Genomic DNA, 22,827 nt, shown 5'->3' on the forward strand with positions numbered 1-22,827 from the left:
GCCTTAATTCTTCATCACAGGTTTACTTATTAATCAAGATTAATAGTATAGGAGTAACTACCCATGCCATCGTATACAGTATCAATGTAGCGAATTCCATTACAAGAAGCACTAACAACTGGATGATTCATTAATGGACCATCTTTAATATCAAGAACACACCAATTCTCTGAATCATAAGCTACAGTAACATGGGCATAACCAGAACGGCATGCAAATGAGTCTAAAATCTCAAAACTACGTGGTCCAATTATGTGAAGCATCACATCTGCATCATTAAATCCACTTACGACGTAGATACCAGGGTGGGAAGTATCGCTTAAGCGGAAATAATCTTTATATCCACACCAAGATTTATCAGCATGAGCATTCATCATCATTAAGCTGGTTGTAGCCAGTAGAATCCATTTTTTCATTTCAGAACACCTTTTTTATTATTTTTATTATTTGGAGCCGTTGGCGATTATAGGGAAGTATTGACTCAAAAACAATCACTCTGCTGCAAACTTTACGGATGAGCGTACAAAGGTGGGCTGAGCAAGCCAAATCATGGCAAGCAAGAATATGAAAATCCAGGCTGCGAGTCTGAAAATGTCGTTTGTAGCGAGCATAAATGCTTGATTGATTATCGTGGCATAGAGGACTCCGAACCCCTTGAGACCCGTAATTCCCAATGAATGCAGTTGATTGAGTGATTGTTGCAACAAAGGATTGTATGCGGTTATTTGTTCCACCAGATGACTTTGGTGCAAAGCCTCTCTATGATTCCATAAGGTGACGCTGATTGATGTTCCAAAGCTGCTCCCCAAAATTCGGCAAAAGTTGACAAGGCCCGATGCACTTGCCAAGCGATCAGGGGGCAGCTCAGCCAAAATAAGCACAATTAATGGGGTAAAGAAAAAAGCAAGTCCAATCCCTTGAATAAATCGAGGTCTAATCAGTTGAATAAAACTCATTTCAGTATAAAAGGTAGATTGCCATATGCACGTCCCCGCAAACACAATAAATCCAAGGCTGATAATAATGCGTAAATCAAATTTACCCATATAATTACCTACAATAGGCGTTAAAAAGAAGGGCAAAATCCCTACTGGAGCCACTGCAAATCCTGCCCAAGTTGGGGTGTAACCCATTTGCGTTTGTAGCCATAATGGGAAAATAACTACAGTGGAGAAATACACCATAAACCCTAAAGTTAAACTCATTGTCCCAATAGAAAAATTGCGATTAGTAAATAAATATAAATCAATAATTGGATGTTTTTGTGTTAAAAGCCAAATGATTAAGAAGCTAAGCGTAACGGTCGAGACGATTGCTAAAGTAACAATAAACGGTGAATGAAACCAATCTAAATCATGTCCTTTATCTAATAAAATTTGCAAACAGCCAACTCCTATTGATAACAATAACAAGCCAATAAGGTCAATTGGTAGTTTTGTGATAGGTGTCTCTCTTCCACTAAGAGTAATCAACGTAAATAGTACTGAAAAGATACCCACAGGGACGTTAATATAAAAAATCCACGGCCAGGTGTAATTATCGGTAATAACACCACCCAGGATTGGACCAAATATAGGTCCCACAATAGCAGTCATGGTCCATATACCAGTTGCCAATCCTCTTTTTTCAGGAGGATAATTAGCGAGGAGGATACTTTGTGATAAAGGAATCATTGGTCCCGAAACAGCACCTTGAATCACTCGGAAAAAAACCAACATTTCTAAACTCATTGATAACCCACAAAGCACAGAGGCAATTGTAAATAAGGTTGTAGAGAAAATAAATAAACGAACCTCGCCAAAACGCTTGGCTAGCCATCCGGTTAGAGGAAGCATAATGGCTTGACTTACAGCAAACGAGGTAATAACCCACGTTCCATTATCTGGGCTAACGCCTAAATCGCCTGCAATGGTTGGAATGGCTACATTAGCAATAGAGATATCAAGGACATTCATAAAGATAGCCAATGATAAAGAAATGGTCATCAGAGTCAATCTACTGCCAACTAGTGGAAGATGCTCGGCCATTATGATTTTGTCCTTGGGAGGAACATATCGGGTGAGTTTGCATGTAAAATTTCATCAATAAGTGATTTTACTTCTGCGAGCTGTTTTTTATAAATTTTTGTTTGATACTTAAATTTAGGCTCGGCTGTTTGTGGAATCCGATTGCCGTTTAAGTTATGAGTATCAATAGTAACCCGCATGGATAATCCTAGTTGTAATGGAATTTTTTTCAATTCAGCGGGGTTTAAACTAATACGCACAGGAAGTCTTTGTACGATTTTAATCCAGTTTCCTGTGGCATTTTGTGGGGGGAGTAAAGAAAAAGCCGAGCCTGTTCCCGCATTTAGGCCAACAACCTTTCCATGATAAGTTATTTCAGGATAAGCATCAGCATAGAGAGTAACTGGCTGACCAATGCGAATATCGTTGAGAGAAGATTCTTTGTAGTTTGCATCTACCCAGGTATCGTGGAGCGGAATAATCGCCAACATGACTGAGTTCAGCGATACTTGCTGTCCAGGTTGCACACTACGTTTTGCTACGTAACCGGTGATTGGGGCGGCAATAGTTGTTCTTTGAAAATTCAGATAAGCTGTTTTTAGATTTGCTTTCGCAGTTTCAACAAGTGGATGAGTATACAGATGTGCATTTTCAACTAGCGCAAGAGCTGCATCCAGTTGATGCAATGAGCTATCATAAGTTGCCTGAGCCGCTTCCACGGTTGTTTTATAATGTTGCATCTCTTCACGGGATACAGCACGATTACCAACCAAACCTTCGCGACGTTTTAAATCCAGTTGCGCTTTGACCAGATTTGCTTTGTTCACATTCACATTTTGTTGTACCTGAGCTGCATTTTCAAAATACTGACGCACTTGTCGTACGGTTTGTGCCAGATTTGCTTTAGCTTTTTGTAGCGCTATTGCATAATCGGTAGGATCTAATTTAATTATGATTTGACCTTCAGTGACCAGTTGAGTTTCATCGGTGTTTATCGTGATAACTGTCCCGGGGATTTGAGGCATCAGTTGCACCATATTTCCGTTGACGTAGGCATCATCGGTATAGAGTTCAAACCGTCCCCAAATGAGCCAATAGAGAAACCATAACAATGCAGTAAGTAAAAAAATACCGCCAAGAACGAGCATAGCAATTTTGCGTTTGCGTAATGTTTCAGTTGTTGCACCAACTTTTTTCGATTCGACCTCAGTTTCTTCTTTTTCTGCCATAATTCTATAGCTCTCCACCTAAAGCTGCTAATAAGGCTACAAAAGCTTGCTTTTGACGTGTTTGCAAATTATTCAAAATAGCTTTTTGCTGGATTAATAACTGTTTTATTTCAATTAGTTGGGTGTAATCAATAATTCCTTGAGTATAACGCGCCTGAAATAATTTGTAATTGGATTGGATATTAATTAATGCTTGGTTCTGTGCTGTAATTTGAGTATTAAGTGTTTTTAGGGCTGAAAGTTGATCACTGACTTGTTGTAATGAATTTAAAATAGTTTGATTATATTGGTTCACAGCAAGTTCAAATTGTGCATAGTTAACCCCAAGATTCGCTCTTCGTGCACCTGCATCAAAAATAGGTAAATCAAAAGCAGCAGCGGCATTATCGTTTTGGAGCCATATATTAAACGCTTTACTAAAGTACAGACTTTGCAAGCTGAGCAACCCCTTCAAATTAATATTGGGGAAAAAAGCGGTTTTTGCAACATTCACTTGATGTGCTGCAGCTTCGGTAAGCGCCCGTGCTGAAGCAATATCCGGTCTTTGTGCCAGTATATTTGCCGGGATTATTGGGGGTAACTGGAGCTGCTTTTTGTCATATACAAAAGGAGCTGGATCAATTTGTGTATTCAAGGGATTTTTACCCATTAAAACGGCTAATTGATGTCGCGATTGCATTTCAGCACGCTTGTAATCTTCTATGGACAATATAGCTTCTTGAGCATTAGCAACAGCTGTTTTTACGGGAATATTTGATTCAATGCCTTGTCGTTCGCGATCAGCGATGATATCAGCAAGTTGCTTTAACAAGCGTGCGTTTTCTTTGGCTAAATGTTGTTGAATAATGTTATTTTGAACTTCAAAATAAGCGGTTGCAATCGAAGCACTCAAAACCAGTCGGGTTTCAGCCAGCTCCATCTGTGCCGCAAATGTTTCACTTAATCTAGTAGCTAAGGTTTCTCTATTTTTGCCCCAAAAATCCAGCTCATAATTAAATTTTAAGCCAATATCTGCAACTTTTACTTGATCGATTTTTATTGAGTTAATTGGAGGCGGTATTTTGCCACGTATAGGAAAGTAAAATTGTTCCAAATAACCGCCCGAGTCTATAAATGGCCATAGTGATGATGAGGCGATTTTTGCAAGTTGTTGGGCACGTATCACTCGTGCTTTGGCGCTGCGCATATCAGGGGTATCCGCAAGAGCGACTGAGACAAGTTGATCTAATTGCGGATCATTAAACTGTTTAAAATAATGCGCTGATTTAATTTTTTCAGGTTTTTTATAAACGTGTTTTACTGCTAAATCAGTTGTATTGAGCGGTTCTGTACTCGTATGGGTTTCACCCAATAGGGAGCAGCCTGTAGATGCTAACGTGATTAAAATGCAAGTTACAAAAGACAGGCGCAAAATTTATTTCCCTTTATATGCGTGAAATTGGATAATGTATCAATATTTTGTGAAAAATACATTAATGATCATATTACTTAAACTTATTATTAATTTCTAACTTTATAAAAATATGGACTAAAATAATCTACATAAAGGAAATTTTTAAAAACAAAAAAGAGGGGAAAATTATGAATACTCTGAAAAAAATAGCAATCGTAAGTATTTGTCTTACAACACTTGGCCTGCTAAGTTCTTGTGGAACGGTGCATGGCTTTGGAAAAGACGTGTCTACCGTGGGTAAAGATATTCAAAGAGCATCACAATAATTTCTTTACGACTCCCCTTAAGGGGAGTCGAATCTTGGATAATAAGTTAAATCTTCATCTATGGCTGAATCAATTGTTGAGTCTTCATCTAAGCCTGAATCAATATAAAAAACACAAGCGTAGGGTGTTGCTGTAATTGTAATGGATTGATCGCCACTGGTTAAAAAATGATGATGCTCGATTGCATCAGGATGAAGAATAAAAAAATGTCCCTTAAAATCAAATTTTTGGACTATTTTTGTTAATGAGCTCACTTCGGCTTCTGTGCCATGCAAGGTTATTTCATCATCGTCAATTTCTTCTTTTTCTCCACCGATAAATTGAAGTGATATTATGTCAATCGGAGTATCAGGATATAAGTTAAATTCGGCACGAAGACTTTCGAGGAAGTCTTCAAAAGTTTCCTGAGCTAACTGGTCTCTGTTTTTATTTGAAAATCCAAAGCCTGACCAATGATATAACCCACAAAAACTGATTTTCTCTTCAAGCTCATCATCCCAGTATTGGCCCCTAATCATAAAAGCAATGCAAGTACAAACCCCTTCAGTAATCAATGCTGTAAATTGGTTATTTGTGAATGCGAGCTCATCCATCTCAACAGTTATTTTTGAAAATATTTTAGGCATAGTGAAAAAAATGTATGGATCACATAAATATTTCATGCGAATTGTATTAAAAAAAGTCATTATACCGGAACAAGACTCTGAAGTCTTTATCCGTTCAATTCCTATTCTATGATTAATTTAAAGAGACTGGACGATTTCAGGTAGGGCCTGGATTCTCCGGTTTTTGGCTTCAAATTCCTTTTTTATAAAAGGCTGCCATTGCCATGAAGGGATATCGTAATTTTGCGCATGAAATAATTCGTTTAAATGAGCGATTAATGCATTTTTATCGGGCAAGTCAGGGGTGATTTGAATTGTAAATTGATTTAATGCGTGTTGTTGGATGGTGTAATCATCGAATTCAAAAGTGAAGGAGGCCATTTTCTGACGTATCAGATCAGCAAAGAGGGGAAATACTTTATTATTTTGGGTTGCATAACAAATATCACCTACACGGCCTTCAATTCCTTCCAACCGTGTAAAAACGTCATTTGATTGTTCTTCAATCAACACATCATCTAAACGATAGCGGATTATGGGTTGTGTTGTTCGCAATAAGTCCGTGATAATGGGGACAAAACGCTTTTCATCCAGCCAATCCTTTTCGATAATTAAATATTCTTCATTCATTAATAAACGATTACTGTCTTTGTCACTAATAGCTAAAAATCCTTCCGTGCATTGATATACTTGCGCGACCTGACAATTAAACGCGGTACTTATAATTGCTTCATCACGTTTTTCCAAAACTTCAGCAACAGCAAATATTTTTTCAGGAGTAATTGATAAGCGTTGTTTTTCCTTAGTTAAAGCTAGTAATACTGAGGTGGGTGCTGATAAAAGGGTGGGTTGTATTTCATTTAAGCGATCAATATGAGTTTCGAAGTTTTCGAGTAAATCAAAAAAATGAAATTGAATTTTTTTACTTTTGCTCAGCGTCGTGTAGAGCTTATTATTAGCTCTAAGGAAAAATGCAATGCGCTCTTTTCTCTTTAAGCCCTTCGGTAAGGCCTTAGCTAATAAAATGCCAGCCCAGGCATCGCGTTCCTTTTTATTGACAAGAAATAACCCTCGATTTCCTGATGTGCCAGAAGAAAGTCCAACGGCAATCCCATCGATTAAGGCGGAAAAATCGCGTGTATTTTCTGCTTTTAAAGCCAGCTTCAAGGCCCGATCTTTCTTAATTTTGACCGTATTTATTTCATCAAAATGCTGCATCATTATTTTTTTGTTGATAATTGGCCATTCATTAAATGGTTTATCCAAATAGGGTTGATAAAAAGGAGATTTATATAAGGTTTTTTTTATTAACTTTCTAAATTGCTTTTCCTGATAAGTCGATAATTGGTCTCGTGATTTAAATCGCTTTCGCAGAAAGTGGGTCTTGAAATAAAAATAAAGGAGTCTGAGTATCATGATTGATTTCCTGAAAGACGAGCCCGTATATGCTGACAATGGGAAGGAATCATATCGATTTCTTTGTTATTATTAAAAAGTTGGTGCAATTTCTTGATTGTTTGCTGATAACTTTCTTTATTATCGTGAATCAAGTATGTGAGATTACTTGGAAACATCATTTTCTTAAAGGATTCTTGATGCCAACAACTGTCTGCAATCAAAAAGGTTTCTTGAGCTGCTTTAAAGTATAAACCTATTTGTCCCTTGGCATGTCCTGGTAAGGGGATGGCAATGAGCTGTCGATCATTAAAGAGATCAAATCCAGTAGTAAAGGGTAATAGATTGGGTTTCAGCGTAACCTCGTTTTTTAATAAAACCAGGCGCTCATAAAAGTCTTTAGGAAGTAATCCGGGTAAGAATCCCTGCATTAATGCTTTTATTCCTTTCTTTTGATGTATGTCGCTTATGGCATCAGGATGGCAGAAAAATTGTGCATTAGGAAAATCTTTTAAACCACCAATGTGATCTGCATGAAAATGTGAGATCACAATCCCTTTGATCTCTGATGCTTGGATACTTTGTTCCGCTAATTGTTCTTTAAGTGATTTTTTTATATGTACCGGTGTTAAGTGTCTGTAAAGGGAAAAAGGGAATTTCTGGGTTAATTCGTAGAATCGGTTGCTATACCCCGTATCGAATAGAATATAACCTTGAGTTGGATGTTTGATTAAAGCACAGAGGGCAGGATATTCGCTTTGTTTCCAGTGAGCATTCTTTAAGGTCATGCGCGCACAATGTTTGCAAAAACCAACTTCAAATAATTGATATTCTATCATGATTTTTGATACCACTCCGCAAAATGTTCTATTCCTTGATTAATAGTGACTTTCGGTTGATAACCCAAATCTTTTTGGGCCGCTTCAATATTTAATGTTTGTCCCATACATAAAACAGCTGCGCTGTATCGGGTTAAACGTGGTTCTTTTTGAATAAATGGGAGGCTGTAAAGTTCTTCCATACACGCAGCATATAATTTTGCAATCGAGTAGGGGATAAATTTGGGTATAAATGGCTTTTGTAAGACTCTAAAAAGCTCAGAAATAATGCTTAATAACGTCCTTGGTTCACCATTGGTTATATTGTATTTATTACCGCAAAATTGTTGTTCTGCTTGTGCTGCTAAAAGCAAACTTTCTACTACATTTTCAACATAAGTGATATCGATTACGTTGGTCCCATTCCCAATAATAGGCAGAATTCCTTTTTTTTCATTCTGGAGGATCCGCGGTAAAATGGCACGATCATAAGGGCCAAAAATAGCACGAGGACGTATGGTAATCACATTAAGACTTTTTTCTTGAAAGGCCTTATTTATCAGTGTTTCAGCAAGTAATTTGGTTTTTACATAATAATTGGCCGGTTTTGAGGGTAACGATGCATCTTCCTTGATATTATGTTGCTCTGAGAAATTAAAATAAATACTTGGAGATGAAACATGGACTAAGCGTGTATTTAAGGGCGTTGCGTCGATTATGTGTTGGGTGCCCAGAACATTGGCATCATAAAAATCTTTATACCGTCCCCAAGGACTAGATAAGGCCGCGCAATGAAAAATAGTTTGGGCATTTCGAGTTATTTTTTTTAACTTCTCTTGATGAAGCAAATCAACCGATATAAATTGTGCGCCAGATTGAGTAATGATTTTGCCAAGCCGCTCATTGCGGCCCAGGGCGATTACCTCATAACCCTCTTTGATCAATCGTTGAGTCAAATTCAATCCGAGACAGCCCGTAGCTCCTGTCACAACGCAAACCATATCAGTACTCCAAGATGATGCCGCCGGCTGCCAGGCCAGCTCCAGTACCCATTAATAACACTAATTGCCCGCGCTGTAACTGTTGGCTGTTAATTAAAGTGTATAATGCAGTAGGAATAGATGCGGCAATTTGATTTCCATGATAGGGATAAATGGAAACGAATTTTTCAGTTGGAATATTTAATCTTTTCTGCACGTGATGCATCGCAAGCTGGCTTGCTTGATGCGGAATGAACCAATCTATATCACTTAGATTAAGCTTGGCTTTGCTGAATAGATTGTCCATGAGATTGTCTAATAATTTTGAAGCTAATTTGAATACTTTTTTACCTTCCATATAAAATAGGCTTTGTTCTATACGCAGTAAGGGATTTTTAGGGGGTAAGCGCGTACCTCCCGCCTCTATCTGACAGAATGTAGAACCAATACTATGTGTTTCATGATGCGAGGATAGAATACGATTTGTTCCATTACTTTTTTCAAGCACGCAGGCTGCAGCGCCATCGCCGAAAATAGTACACGTTTCCATATCTTGCCAATTCAATCCTGCCGACGCGATATCACTAGAAACAATAAGAGCACGTTTAAATCGCCCGCCTTCGATTAAATAGGATGCAATGTCTAAGGCGCTAATAAAACTTAAGCAAGTACTATTTACATCAAAACATGCAATCCCTGATTGTTCTAATCCTAGTTGTTTTTGAATTAATGCAGCAGTACAAGGAATTGGTTGTTCATATACGCCGCAGGCACTGATGATGACATCAATATCGGTTAATTGAATATTTGCTTTTTGGACTGCAATTAATGCTGCTTGTGCTCCCATATAAGACGTTGTTTCATCAGGGGATGCAAAGTGTCGTGAAATCAGACCGGATTTTTTTTGTACAGTGCCTTGGGGCAGGTTAAGTTGTAAATCAAGTTCAGTGGAAAGAACTTTGTTTCTGGGTAAATAACTCCCTATTCCTGTTATTTTTACAGCAGGCATATTTAATTCCTTACGCATTGATCGCCTATAAAATTTCAAAATAGACCATGGGAAGTGGGGTTTATTGTACTTCGTGTTTATTTTTTATTCAATTAAATTGAAGTGCAATACCTCTACTAAAAATAACAATTCTGTTCACGGAAACTGTCAACCCACGCAGATCCATGATAAATTAATAATTATTCATCAGATGATTGGCAAAGGATTGTCGTTAGTGTTTGATTTTAGACAGCATATAAAAGTTTTTATACTGGTTTCTCTGAGTACAGTGTTGCAAACTTCTTGTATGGTAGGACCTAATTTTCATTCACCCAAGCCCCCAAAAGTAAAAAAATATACTGAAAAACCATTACCGAAGAAAACCGTAAGTACTCTTGGAAAAGGTGGCCAGGCACAAACGTTTATTACCAATAAGGACATCCCTATACTCTGGTGGGAACTGTATCATTCACCTGAAATCAATCAATTAATTCATATGGGATTAACAAATAGTCCCAATTTAGCCGCAGCCTCTGCTGCCTTGCGTCAAGCACAGGAAAACCTTAAAGTTCAGATTGGCAATTCGATGTGGCCGTCAATAGATGCATCGCAAATGGTACAAAGGCAGCGTTATTCAGGCTTGCAAATAGGGATTCCAAGTGACAGCGTGACATTTAATCTGGTTTATACTTCATTTAATTTATCCTACACCCTGGATGTTTTTGGTGGAGCACGGCGTCAAATTGAAGCATTAAAAGCTCAGGTTGATTACCAGCAATTTCAAGTAATTGCTACCTATTTGACGCTGACTTCTAATATCGTTACCACCTCAGTAGCTGTTGCATCCTACCAGGCACAAATTGAAGCTACTGTTGATTTAATCAAAGCAGAACAAGGCTTGCTTGATGTTTTAAATGACCAATATCGTTTAGGGGGTGTTTCCAAAGAAAATGTATTGACCCAGGAAACCTTACTGGAACAGACCAAAGCAACTTTGCCACCACTCCAAAAAAGCTTATCTCAGGCCAAACATGCTTTATCTACGCTCGTAGGGGCTTTCCCAGAGGCACCTTTACCCACTATTCAATTGGACCGCTTAAAATTACCTGCAGAGTTACCTGTGAGCTTGCCTTCAAATCTTGTGCGTCAGCGTCCAGATGTGCGTGCCTCTGAAGCGTTACTACATCAAGCATGTGCTCAAATTGGAGTAGCAACAGCCAATTTATTTCCGCAATTTACCATTACCGCTAATGAGGGATGGCTTAATACCTCGTTTACAAACATTTTCACCAAAAGAAATGAAGTTTGGGCTCTAACCGGCCAAGTTATGCAACCTTTGTTCCATGGCGGTGCTTTATGGGCGCAACGACGTTCTGCAATTGCAGCTTATCAACAAACTGCAGCGCAATATAAACAAACGGTATTACAAGCCTTTCAAAATGTAGCTGATGTTTTAAGAGGAATAGAAACCGATGCGCGTACATTACAAGCGCAAATTAAAGCGGAAAATGCAGCTCGAGATTCTTTAAATCTTACATTAAAACAATATCGTTTAGGTGGGGTAAGTTACATCAATTTATTAAACGCACAACAGCAGTACCAGCAGACGCGAATTAGTCGCATTCAAGCACAAGCTGCGCGTTACAGTGATACGGCCGCATTATTCCAGGCTTTAGGTGGAGGCTGGTGGCATAAACCTTGGTGTGTCAAAGAGTGTCTATGATGAAAGAAATTTTTTTTAAAAAACAGATGATCATTATGTTGGTTTCCGTGGGAGTTCTTTTCGGTCTGATTTTTGGTTGGAAGGCTTTTGTTAATTACATGAGAAACCAATTTTTTCTCCAAATGAAGTCACCTCCAGTTACGGTGTCGACGATGAAAGTTGAGCCTTCATTATGGCAACCCACTATAAAGGCAGTAGGTAGCATACGGGCACGACTAGGTGTGAATGTTACTACAGAGCTTGCGGGTATGGTTCAAACAATTTATTTCACTCCAGGGACGGCGGTTAAAGAAGGTACTGTTTTGGTGCAATTGAATGCGGGAACCGAACTTGGATTATTGCACTCATTACAGGCGCAAGTTGAATTGGCAAAAATTACCTATAAACGCGATAAAGCCCAGTATATGGTTCATGCGGTAAGTAAACAGACAGTAGATGCTGATGAATGGAATCTTAAAAATTTACAGGCTCAAGTCGCACAACAAGCTGCAACAGCTGAAAAAAAGACGATACGTGCCCCTTTTTCTGGCCAGTTAGGTATCAATAATATTAATCCAGGACAGTATCTCAATGTAGGAGATGCGGTGACTACATTACAATCTTTAGATCCGATCTATGTCGATTTTTATTTACCCCAACAAGTTTTAGCAAAGTTAGAACTTGGGCAAACAGTAAAGGTTGTGACCGATACGTTCCCTGATAAAATTTTTCAAGGAAAAATTACTACTATAGAACCTATTGTAGATAGCTCTAACCGTAATGTTCGGGTGGAGGCGACTCTGCCTAATCCTGACTTTAAATTGAAACCAGGTATGTTTACTCGAGTAGAGGTCGTTACTGGAGCGAAACAAAACTATCTCACGCTACCGCAATCGGCGATTAGCTTTAATCCTTATGGTGATATTGTCTATCTGGTTAAAGACAGCGGACAAAAAGATAAAAATAATCAACCAATTCTTGTAGTAAAACAGATTTTTGTGACCGTTGGAGAAACTCGAGGCGATCAAATTGCTATTTTAAAAGGGTTACAAGCAGGAGATATGGTAGTTACCAGTGGCCAATTAAAGCTTAAGAACGGCAGCCAGATCATTATAAACAATAAAATACAACCGAGTAATGAGGCCTCACCAAAGATAGTTGAGAAATAATGATAATACAGAGTGATGATAGTTTTGTAACCCGGATTTGGGTTGACTGGTTAAATGAACGTCTCATTCTCGGGTTATGCTGCGCTTCATCCAGTCTACGAAGTGACTCGTTTGGATAAAAGAATAATCTAAGGATTGTAAGAATGCGGTTTACAGATATTTTTATTAGAAGACCTGTACTGTCTACAGTGATTAGTTTGATGCTTTTAGCAATGGGCTTACGCTCTATTAATTCTTTGCCCATAATGCAGTATCCATTTACCCAAAATGCCATAGTGACTGTTACTACAGTTTATACCGGGGCTGATCCTGATGTTATTGCTGGTTTTATTACCACTCCTCTAGAGAATTCCATAGCACAGGCTAATGGTATTGATTATATGACCTCCGTTAGTTCCCCGAGTACCAGCACGATTACAGTAAATCTTCTTCTGAATTATGATCCGTTGAAAGCATTGTCAGATATTACAACCAAAGTGAATGCTGTGCTGAATCAGCTACCTAAAAACTCTCAACAGCCAGTAATTACTGTGTCGGTCGGGCAAACGATTGATTCAATGTATATAGGATTTTACAGCGATGAATTGCCAATCAATAAAATTACCGACTATTTGATTCGTGTAGTACAACCTAAATTACAGGCAGTTAATGGCGTACAAAAAGCAGAGATCCTCGGGAATCAAACTTTTGCTTTACGCGCCTGGCTGGATCCGGTGAAGCTGGCTGGATATGGCATTTCTGCCGCAGAAATCGGTGCTGCTCTTGCAAATAATGATTTTATTTCCGCAGTAGGTCGTACAGATGGACAGATGTTTATTCAAAACCTTACTGCAAGTACCGATCTTACTGATGTGAATCAATTCAAGAAGATGGTCATTAAAGCCCAAAATGGAGCAATTATTCGTTTGGAGGATGTGGCTACGGTGAGCTTAGGGGCCCAAAATTATAATTCTTCAGTCAGTTTTGATGGGCGAACAGCAGTTTATATCGGTATTGTCGTGGCACCTTCAGCTAACCTTTTGACAGTAATTGATGATATTAAAAAAATATTTCCAACAATTCAGGAACAACTGCCTCAAGGATTACAAGGCAAGATCGTCTATGATGCCAGTTTATTTGTTAATTCTTCTATCCATGAAGTTATTCTTTCATTATTAGAAGCATTTTTTATTGTAACCGCTGTTATTTTTATCTTTCTTGGCTCGCTTCGATCTGTAGTTATTCCTATAGTTGCTATTCCCTTATCTCTCATTGGTGCATTTTGGATTATGCTCATCCTGGGGTACTCAATTAACCTGCTCACTTTATTAGCGTTAGTGCTTGCAATAGGCTTGGTAGTTGATGATGCGATTATTGTTGTAGAAAACGTACAACGTCATATCGAAGAAGGAAAAACTCGATTTAAAGCGGCTTTATTGGGGGCACGGGAATTAGCAAATCCAATTATTGCAATTACAGTGGTTTTAATTGCTGTTTATTTGCCGGTAGGATTTATGGGTGGTTTGACAGGCGCTTTATTCACAGAGTTTGCTTTTTCACTTGCAGGAGCAGTCACTGTTTCTGCTTTAATTGCATTAACTTTATCTCCAATGATGTGTTCTAAATTTCTTAAACTGGGTGATGGGGGGACTAAAGGACGTTTTATGACTTATGTTGATAATTCGTTTGCAAAACTAGAGAAATCTTATGAACGAATTTTATCTAAAACATTAAATCATTTGCCGGTAGTTATTGTCTTTGCTGCGATTATTCTTTGTAGTAATTACTTTCTTTTTGTTACAACGGATTCTGAGTTGGCACCACAAGAGGATTTAGGTGTCATTATTGCCCAGGTTACCGCTCCAGCTAACTCATCCTTAGCTCAAACTAAACTTTATGCAAATGAGGTTAATGAAATTTTTAAAAAATTTCCTGAAACGGATCACATCTTTCAAGTCGATGGAGCTCAAGGATTGAATACCTCTATTATTGGTATGGTTTTAAAACCCTGGGATCAACGCCAACGCACCTCGAATCAATTGCAGCCGTTAGTGCAAAATGAACTTGATAAAATTGCGGGCGCGAAAGTAGCTGCGTTTCAGTTACCTTCTTTACCTGGAGGAGGGAGTGGTCTTCCTATTCAATTTGTTATTAATACGACGGAAACTTTTGATAAGTTAAACGATGTATTACAGCGTATTTTGGATAAAGCGTATGCTTCGGGTATTTTTGCTTATATTGACCCGGATCTCAAAATCGATCAAATACAGACAAAGATTAATTTAGATCGCGATAAAATCTCCGAGTTTGGCTTGACCATGCAGGATATTGGCAATTTGTTTGGCTCCGCGCTTAGTGAGGGATATATTAACTATTTTAATTATGCAGGGCGTTCTTATCAGGTTATTCCCCAAGTGATGAGAGACACACGTTTAAATGCGGATCAGATATTAAATTATTATATAAAAACTGCTTCTGGAGATTCAATCCCTCTTTCCACCGTTGCTAGTTTGCAGCGGCAAATTGTTCCTGAGTCTTTAAATCATTTTCAACAGCTTAACTCGGCCACAATTTCTGCTGTTGCTTTTCCTGGCGTATCTATGGGTAAAGCGTTGGATACTTTTGCATCTATTGCCAAGGAAGTTTTACCTCAAGGGTATTACATCGATTACGCGTCGCAATCACGACAATTTATTCAAGAAGGTTCCAGTCTGATAACCACTTTTTTCTTCGCGCTCATTATTATCTTTTTATCATTAGCTGCCTTGTTTGAAAGTTTCCGCGATCCACTTATTGTGCTAATTAGTGTACCCATGTCGATTTGTGGCGCAATGATTTTTGTTAGTTTAGGTATTGGTGAAGCAAACCTTAATATTTATAGTGAAGTAGGTCTTGTTACCTTAATTGGTCTTATCAGCAAGCATGGTATTTTGATTGTACAATTTGCCAATGACTTACAAGCCAATGGACAAAAAAAGTTAGATGCAATTAAAGCGGCTGCTGCAATTCGATTGCGCCCAATTTTAATGACTACCGCGGCTATGGTTTTAGGGGTTATCCCTTTAATTTTTGCTACAGGTGCCGGTGCCGCGAGTCGCTATAACATTGGATTAGTGATTGCAATGGGTATTTCAATTGGTACTTTATTTACTCTTTTTGTTGTTCCTTCAATGTATCTTTGGTTAGCAGAAGATCATACAAAAAAAGCTGAAGCGGAACACTTGAGTGATGAAGAGTCGTTAGGATGATAATTTATTATTGAATAATAATTCGGCAGTAGATTAAGGAATTGGCATTGCAGGTGCTGCATATCTTTTTGCTTCGACCTTTTTTTGTGCCTGGGTGGTGGCAAATAGACCAAAACGTTTCGTTAATTCTCCGATCTCGGGAGGTTTTTTTACAGCATCATTGAGTTGGTCAAGAAGTTTTTTTCGGGTAGGTGTATATAAATTTAATGCTTCCAGCAGGGAGATAAAACACATTTTTAAGTACGTAAAACTAAAGCTATTTACTTTTTTAGGTTCCAGGATAATTCTTGTGAAATTAGGATCTTTGACTACGTGGGTCCTTATTTGTCGCAAGCGCTCTTGAACTTCTAATGTTGTATCAGTAGCAATTGTATTTAACGTTGTAATGCACCTTGATTTTTCATTTAAAGTTTCTTTACTTTCAAATAAAGCCTCCCCTTTATTAATTGCGATTCTGGAGTTTTTGAAATAAATTTTAAACTGAGCCAAAGCCACAAGTACTTCATCAAGATGATAGTAATCTACATAATACTTTTTCTCAAATTTACTGATTTCTATTTGTAACAATTTATTGATGCTTCGATCAATATCTTTAGCTGGTTCTGACTTAGCAACTATTTCAGTTTTTAGTTTAAGTAAATAGGCTTTAAGTTGGGTTCTATATTCTATATCAGTATATTGTAAACCAACTTGGTCATTGCACATTTTTTCAAGATGTTTGTCAAACGACTCAATAGTGAATTGTTTAATAAAAGTCAGTTTCTCTTTCCTCTGAGTTGGAACTAAATCCTGAAGATAATCCAATTTCTCTTTTAAGGTATCTAACTTCATTTGATGTGTTGCTTTTAGACCCAGATAATAATGATGACTTGCAGTAATTAACGCCTCGATTTCCGTAAAATGTGGGTCATATGCTTTAAGTCCGAAATTACATAGTTCATCAAGTTGATGGTCTTCAGGATACTGGCTTGGCGGAATTTCAACTTTCTTATCCCGCTTGAGTTTTGCCAGTTTGGGAAGAGCTTTTTTATAAGCAGCATTTAATTCAAATTTTGCTTTATCCAATTCCTCTTTGTTCAGGTTTGGCGCAGTCAGATCGAACGCTTCAATTGGAGTTGTAACTATACGATACCAATGATACAGATTTTCAATATCTTGATATTCTTTCTCTATTTTTTTTATAAATTTTTCTACATTATGGATCCTTTTTTTAGTTATGTCAGTCCTTTGTTTCAGTGGTTCTTCATCACACACTAACCTGATGTATTTTTTTGATTTTAAATCGAGTGGGTGTAACAATCCCTTAAAGAATTCATCAGTAATTTGCCGTAATGGACCTGATAGTGCTCCTGGGGCGAGTCCCAATTTGTTTTCCCAGAGATCTGCCTCAAGAAGCATGGGGGTGAATACGGTAGATCGCATCTTCTCTAAATTATCTATTATTCCATCGTGAGAAGTGGTCGTAAATTCATTTAGTTTGGTGGTGAGTTCCTGATACAGGTAAATCATGCGTGGGGTTTGCAGGAACAGTTTAAAATATGAATTAGAGTTATTAATCAGATCCTCTATAAATGAGGTTGCTTTTCTGGCTCGCAGATGTAATTGGTTAAGTTCTTCCGTGGTTAGGAAATTAGTATTTTTTAATGCCCTAATATGTTTTGGGCTAATGTAAAAGGCATTCAGAACATACCAAAGTGTATTGTATTGTACTTTTGTTTCGCCGTATGGAACTTGCTCAGGGCTCACCTGATATGCATCGGAGTGTTCTTGGAATGTTGCATAGAGCTCTTGTGCCTTATCCAGTAAATCACGAGCTATTAGTCCTAAATGTGGATCAGCAGCCAATCGCTTCGATGACTTAACGATTTCATTAAGATGTCCATAGGCTTTTAATAAATAATAAACATAACGACTTTTAGCACTCTTGTTATTTAAATTTTCTAACTCAAGAGCAATTCCTTCTAAATGAAATAAACTGTTAAATATGTCTTTTAAAGCGCAAACTTGCCTGCTCTGAGCCAGTCTTTTGTTATTATCCTCCATTTCAGGGAACGGTAGTGAGGATGGCGGAAATACAGTTCGCATGGCCTGACTCAATAGACCTTCGGGTGACATATCAATCACTCTGGGCAATGATTGTTCTGAATCTTGTGGTGTTAATGCAATTTGCATTGTGTTGTTAAGTAGTTGAGTTACTCCAAACAGGGATTGTCTAAACTCATGGATGCATTTGGAATAGTTTGTATGTTGGATAACATAGTGTTCTCTACCCGTTTTAGGCTCTGCTTTTAGTTTAGTTAACTTATTTTCGAGAATAAATTTTTTCTGTGCCAAGTTATAAAAACGCTCTCTCCTCCGATTCCATTCCTTAGTGATGTCTGCAAAGAACTCTTGAAAGTGCATGTCAAGATCCAGAAACATTCGCACGGAAGGAGCATTCTTTATAGAGATTTTATTGTTCGATAAGATAGCAACCAGATACTTATCAAGCTTTAACGCTTCCTTTTTCATTTCAGGAGGCACGGCACAAATAAAGAAAGGTTGGAAAATGCTATATAAATTACGACATTGATCTTTTACTTTGGGATCAATGCGATTTAGAAGTAACATATTTCCCTTAATTTGAGGCTTCGTACGGATTTCTTTTCTAAGTAACGTGATAAATTGAATATAGGCATTTTGAACTACCAGAAATTTGGTATGCTTATTTCGATACCACTGGTAGACTTCAAGTGCTTGGTCTGCGCTTAGCTGTTCCCGATTTTGCAGTAAATTATCGCCATTAACGCTTTTAAAATGCAGTTTTTTCTCTTTCGCACGTTTGCTTCTCAGAGTCATGGACTCATTTTCATCCAGAAATCTGACTTTTGTAAAATCATAATACATTTGACTTTTATCTTGCCATTTGGCAAGAAAATCCTGGACGTGTACATCCAATTGTAGAAACAAAGATGAAGGGGGGGCTTCTAAGATTTCTACTGGTTTATTTGCAAGTAATGCAGCTAAATATTGTTCGAAATTTTGTGCGGAGTTTCGAAGCTTTGGCGGGATTGCAAACTTGAAAAAAGGTTGAAAGATTGGATATAACTCTCGACATTCTTCTTTGGCATGCTCATCAAGACTCGTTAATAATAAATTATTACCATAAAGTTGCGGTTTTTCTTCGATTTGCTTTTTTATTATCTGAGCAAAGCGAGTGTAGGCCATCAAGATTTTTTTAAATTTATTTTTATTACACCATTCGAAATTTATATGATCGAAGAAGGTTTGAATATTTTGATCCAATCCAAGAAAAAGTTCTGTAGATGGAATATCTGAGACTGCTTTTTTTGCAAATAGAGCCGATAAGTAGCACTCAAAATTTTTCGCCGATTTTTTAACTTCAGAGGTTATGATGGAACTTAAATAAGGTTGGAGTACTTTCTTTTTTCCTGCCTCGTCAAATTCAGGTAAGATGATTGAGGTTAAGTAAGGTTGAAATATGTTAAATAACTTTAGGCACTCTTCTTTTACTTTATCGTCCAGTAAGCTTAGATCCAAATTTTTTTCATAAAGCTCGGGATTTGCTTTTATTTGATTTTTTATTATCTGTGCAAAACGCAAATAAGCATTTTGAATTCGTCTAAACTCTTCTTTTGTTAGCCTCGATTTTTTATCTTTCTCTTGTTCGACTTGTAGTGGTATCGTTTCATCAAGAGTGTAGACATTTGTTTTCTCACTATAAGGGAATAAGGCTAAATTTGCTTTTTTATGGACCGAATCAATTAAATCTTTATTTAAATTAATGTGAAAGAGCTGGCTGTTTTCATCTTTAGTAATTAAATCAGTCAGCATCTTCATCTTATCTTTGTTTAAAAGAAGGTCTATAGTTGGCTCTCTTTTAAAGCGTTGTAGAGATCTTCCTATAAAACTGTACCAGTCTTCTTTTTTTTTCTCTTCTTTTTCAGGTTTTACTAGATTTGAGATGATTATTTGGTTTAAATCTATGTCCAGTTGAATCATGTAAGGTTTAAGCAGCTTATAGTGATTTATAAGTTCTTGTTTCACCTCAGAAGGGAGTTGGGATAAACGAAAGGTTTTATGATTTTTTAATATTTGAAAAAATGCTTCGCTCGCGGTCTGCGCTTTTTGAATTCTATATAATGCTTTATTGGCCTTATCAATCCTTTTATAGACCATTTCCAGTCTTAATTCGATAAATCGATGATCTTCGATTTCGAGTAACTCTTCTCCTTTGGCTTTAAAATCAATTGCTTTTTTAGGTAGATAAAGGAGTTGGTCATACAAGACTTTGACTTTTTCCATCAAAGGGATAGACAAAGTCCCAGGCTTAAGCATCGCATTGTCTTCAATTTTATCAACCAAACTAAATAGGCCGGGTAATACGTTGTATTTGAGTTGGGCTAATTTATCACGGAGCACGTCTTGAGATGATTCACTGAGCTCTCCCATTTGTTCTAACGAGCTCATAGATAAAGTGATAACATTGCGAATTATATGAATGTAATTTAAAAATTTCAGGGAAACAAAAACACTGTTCCCTTTTAAATTTTCGATCTCATTTAATAAGTTAAGAGCTGCATTTTGTAACTCGTCCAGTTTTTGCTTATTCAGTTTTTCTTCTGATTCTTTAATTTCAGATGAAAATTGTTTTATGTAGTTGGTTAATCTGTCAATATAGCTTGGCAAGACGGCACTGAATTGAGCAAGGAAATTATAATCTACATCACTGCTGATGGGGCGCATTTGATCAACGGCAATTCCAGCCACCGTCCCCGCTTTGTAAGCTAAAGGCAAAGGGTCGAGTGCTTTTATTGTCGCATGGTTCTCTCCCATAAATTTTTCAAAAAAAGTTTGCACTTGACTGAGGAAGGGAAGAATAAGAGAGAGCTCCTCTTGAAACATTTCTCTTAAATCAACATCTAAATGAGTGAGCAGATAGCTTGCTTCATAGGCCAAATCTATTGTTTTACTGTAGAGTAAATTTAGATCAGAATAGCTTCGATTTTTATTTCTGACATCTATGTTTTCCAAATCTAAAAAAGTCAGACGCGCATAATAAAGCGCGTTGATTAGTTTTTTAATTTGGGAAATATTATCAGGATCGAGAGAGTAATTAGTAAAAGGAGCCCACTTGGTATGGCCCTTCCTCGACGTTGCTGAGAGTACTTGCGCTCTAAAAGCATCCAGCGTAAAGGGTAGGGTATGATTTCTTTTCGATGTAATATTAAGAATTTCAGGCATAAAAGGCTCTAGATCTCTAGGTGTAAAATTTGAGCCTAAATTAATTTTTAATTCTTCTTTTTTAATTAGAGCGACTACCAATTTGCCAGTGGGGTCTATAACGGTATATTCAAGACCTGTTGCGAGCATTCGAGCATAAAAAAAACCTGCTTCGGGTTTTACTAAATTGGTTCTTAGGGCGATGGTGTATTTAAAAGGCGATGGTGCATCAAGCTCGTCCAAAACCGCATCTTGGATCGTTTGGTTGTCTGGGGTGATTACTGAGTAGGCTATTTTGCCATTTTGTTCTCTTATGTATAACTTTCCAGCCTCTAATTTTGTTTCATCCGACATGAAACAAAGTTCATAGCGAGGAAAATAGGGGACTATTCGAGGACTAACATGCTTGCTGTAGAGAATTTCGAAAATTTTCGTGTCAATTTGCTCCAGTATTTTAGATATCTGGTTTTGCTTGAATGACTCTAATAATTTTACATATTCTTCAAATATCATTACAGATAGCCTAATGAATTCATAAATTGTTTGCTGTCAATATGTTATTGGGCATTAATAATACCACAGTTTGGCAATATTTTCGTCTGTTCTTGGAGATAAATCAATGATTACTTTTGTCCTCATTCTGAAAAATGCGAATTAAATTAAGAGCGTATTTTTACTGACAACTCTAAAACAAACTCGGCAACTGATTCTTTAAGGTCAGGATAATCGGTATAGGCTTTAATCTGAATCGGTTGGGTTACTCGTGTTCCTGTTTTTTTAGCTTCTTCTAACATTGTGGCGACTTTTGTTCCTTCACGACAAACAAAATAAACGTCAGATTCCGGGCGATGTAAAAATTGTGCTTGAAATGATTTGAACACGAGAGAAATTTTGAGCTGCTTCTGCGCCGCATGATAAAAACCATGTAACCCACCTGCCAAGTCGGCTCCAACACACAGCGCGCCAAAATACATCGAGTTTAAATGATTACGGCTACGTCGATTTAAAGGCAAACAAATAATAATCTCATTGTCAGTAAGTTGGAGCAGCCGTGGCTTTAAGTAGCCTATCATGCGAACTTTAAAATGGCTAAATTTCCAGAGAAACAATTTAAAACGAGTCAAGATATTCACGAGTTTTCCTTTTTAATCATATCCATGCTCTGAATGAGCAAACGCCCACCGCCATTGGATTGAGGGTTTGCTTCGATAACTATAAGCGAAAATGCAATCGTAAGATTTAATTCAGGAATGAAAAACACTTCATTAATGCGCCAAAAATGGACTCCAAGAGCGAACCCTTTTTCAGCGACATAAGGCTCTGTAATTGCCTTAGGATGCAGTGTAAGATAGTTTTCTCGGATAACCTCGAGATAATTGCCTAAGAAATTGTTAAGGGCGTCCCAGGCATTCGCAGTATAATTTTTACGTAATTCTGCATCATCACTTACTTTATAGTTGTAATCCACGGATAAGGTATTCAATAGAATTTGTTTTACCCATTGACAGATTTCCGCATCATTTTGCGCATAAAGAGTAAATGGGGATATGAGTAATACGAGCCATAACAGGATCCTTGGCAAAAGAGCATTCATATTAAAATCCTTTTTAATGTTTTAAAATGAAGAACTTAATTTTTTTATTGTAGTATAATCTGTAAATGAGAAATGTGTACTGAAAAAATTGCGTTTTGTGGTGCAAAACAGATGTTAAAATAAGAAATTATTGTGATTTACATTTCCAAAAAGAAATACTTATTTGCTCTAT

At 37.4% G+C, this 22,827-nt stretch carries 16 protein-coding genes; 4 read left to right on the forward strand and 12 right to left on the reverse strand.

Annotation, left to right across the window (positions count from 1 at the left end; all coding sequences use genetic code 11):
• Positions 1–29 precede the first annotated feature (29 nt).
• The 4 genes from BW930_RS01580 to BW930_RS01595 form a co-directional block, all read right to left on the reverse strand.
• Positions 30–416, reverse strand: a complete 387-nt coding sequence (locus tag BW930_RS01580) for a hypothetical protein (RefSeq protein WP_058466738.1) — start codon at positions 414–416, stop codon at positions 30–32.
• A 75-nt stretch (positions 417–491) separates the two neighbouring features.
• Entirely contained in the window at positions 492–2,027 is a 1,536-nt protein-coding gene (locus BW930_RS01585) for a DHA2 family efflux MFS transporter permease subunit (protein ID WP_058466737.1), read from the reverse strand.
• Positions 2,027–3,235: an HlyD/EmrA/EmrK family protein gene (locus tag BW930_RS01590; protein WP_058466736.1), complete on the reverse strand. Its 1,209-nt coding sequence runs from the start codon at positions 3,233–3,235 to the stop codon at positions 2,027–2,029. Before BW930_RS01590 ends, BW930_RS01585 begins: the two co-directional genes overlap by 1 nt.
• A gap of 4 nt (positions 3,236–3,239) precedes the next feature.
• Positions 3,240–4,646, reverse strand: a complete 1,407-nt coding sequence (locus BW930_RS01595) for an efflux transporter outer membrane subunit (protein ID WP_058466735.1) — start codon at positions 4,644–4,646, stop codon at positions 3,240–3,242.
• Positions 4,647–4,816: 170 nt separating this feature from the next.
• Between BW930_RS01595 and BW930_RS01600 the strand changes: the two genes are divergently transcribed.
• Positions 4,817–4,954 (forward strand): entericidin A/B family lipoprotein, encoded by a 138-nt coding sequence (locus tag BW930_RS01600; RefSeq protein WP_064276625.1) that lies wholly within the window; start codon positions 4,817–4,819, stop codon positions 4,952–4,954.
• 17 nt (positions 4,955–4,971) lie between these two features.
• On the opposite strand, the gene BW930_RS01605 is transcribed toward BW930_RS01600, so the two are convergent.
• The 5 genes from BW930_RS01605 to BW930_RS01625 form a co-directional block, all read right to left on the reverse strand.
• Positions 4,972–5,580: a hypothetical protein gene (locus BW930_RS01605; RefSeq protein ID WP_131756795.1), complete on the reverse strand. Its 609-nt coding sequence runs from the start codon at positions 5,578–5,580 to the stop codon at positions 4,972–4,974.
• A 117-nt stretch (positions 5,581–5,697) separates the two neighbouring features.
• Positions 5,698–6,975: a F390 synthetase-related protein gene (locus tag BW930_RS01610; RefSeq protein ID WP_058466733.1), complete on the reverse strand. Its 1,278-nt coding sequence runs from the start codon at positions 6,973–6,975 to the stop codon at positions 5,698–5,700.
• On the reverse strand, positions 6,972–7,793 hold the full coding sequence (locus BW930_RS01615; protein ID WP_082647048.1) for an MBL fold metallo-hydrolase: 822 nt from the start codon (positions 7,791–7,793) through the stop codon (positions 6,972–6,974). Before BW930_RS01615 ends, BW930_RS01610 begins: the two co-directional genes overlap by 4 nt.
• A complete protein-coding gene (locus tag BW930_RS01620) occupies positions 7,790–8,773 on the reverse strand; it encodes an NAD-dependent epimerase/dehydratase family protein (RefSeq protein ID WP_058466731.1) in 984 nt (327 codons plus the stop codon). The genes BW930_RS01615 and BW930_RS01620 overlap by 4 nt, the downstream gene beginning before the upstream one ends.
• A 1-nt stretch (position 8,774) precedes the next feature.
• Positions 8,775–9,761, reverse strand: a complete 987-nt coding sequence (locus BW930_RS01625) for a beta-ketoacyl-ACP synthase III (protein ID WP_058466730.1) — start codon at positions 9,759–9,761, stop codon at positions 8,775–8,777.
• A 214-nt stretch (positions 9,762–9,975) separates the two neighbouring features.
• On the opposite strand from BW930_RS01625, the gene BW930_RS01630 reads away from it, so the two are divergent.
• From BW930_RS01630 to BW930_RS01640, 3 genes are all read left to right on the forward strand, one after another.
• Positions 9,976–11,463 (forward strand): efflux transporter outer membrane subunit, encoded by a 1,488-nt coding sequence (locus BW930_RS01630; protein ID WP_058466729.1) that lies wholly within the window; start codon positions 9,976–9,978, stop codon positions 11,461–11,463.
• The gene (locus BW930_RS01635) at positions 11,463–12,611 is read left to right on the forward strand and encodes an efflux RND transporter periplasmic adaptor subunit (protein WP_058466795.1); all 1,149 of its coding nucleotides are present in this window, start codon (positions 11,463–11,465) and stop codon (positions 12,609–12,611) included. The genes BW930_RS01630 and BW930_RS01635 overlap by 1 nt, the downstream gene beginning before the upstream one ends.
• A 143-nt stretch (positions 12,612–12,754) precedes the next feature.
• Positions 12,755–15,838 carry an efflux RND transporter permease subunit gene (locus tag BW930_RS01640; protein ID WP_058466728.1) on the forward strand — a complete coding sequence of 1,028 codons (3,084 nt, stop codon included), beginning with the start codon at positions 12,755–12,757 and terminating at the stop codon, positions 15,836–15,838.
• A 33-nt stretch (positions 15,839–15,871) separates the two neighbouring features.
• Here BW930_RS01640 and BW930_RS01645 read toward each other — a convergent pair whose 3' ends face one another.
• The 3 genes from BW930_RS01645 to BW930_RS01655 form a co-directional block, all read right to left on the reverse strand.
• The gene (locus BW930_RS01645) at positions 15,872–21,574 is read right to left on the reverse strand and encodes a hypothetical protein (protein ID WP_058466727.1); all 5,703 of its coding nucleotides are present in this window, start codon (positions 21,572–21,574) and stop codon (positions 15,872–15,874) included.
• Positions 21,575–21,720: 146 nt separating this feature from the next.
• Positions 21,721–22,134 carry a PaaI family thioesterase gene (locus BW930_RS01650; protein ID WP_409365704.1) on the reverse strand — a complete coding sequence of 138 codons (414 nt, stop codon included), beginning with the start codon at positions 22,132–22,134 and terminating at the stop codon, positions 21,721–21,723.
• Positions 22,135–22,190: 56 nt separating this feature from the next.
• Positions 22,191–22,655 carry a hypothetical protein gene (locus tag BW930_RS01655; protein ID WP_058466725.1) on the reverse strand — a complete coding sequence of 155 codons (465 nt, stop codon included), beginning with the start codon at positions 22,653–22,655 and terminating at the stop codon, positions 22,191–22,193.
• Positions 22,656–22,827 lie beyond the last annotated feature (172 nt).

It is taken from the genome of Fluoribacter gormanii, from assembly GCF_900156395.1.
Lineage (GTDB): Bacteria > Pseudomonadota > Gammaproteobacteria > Legionellales > Legionellaceae > Legionella > Legionella gormanii.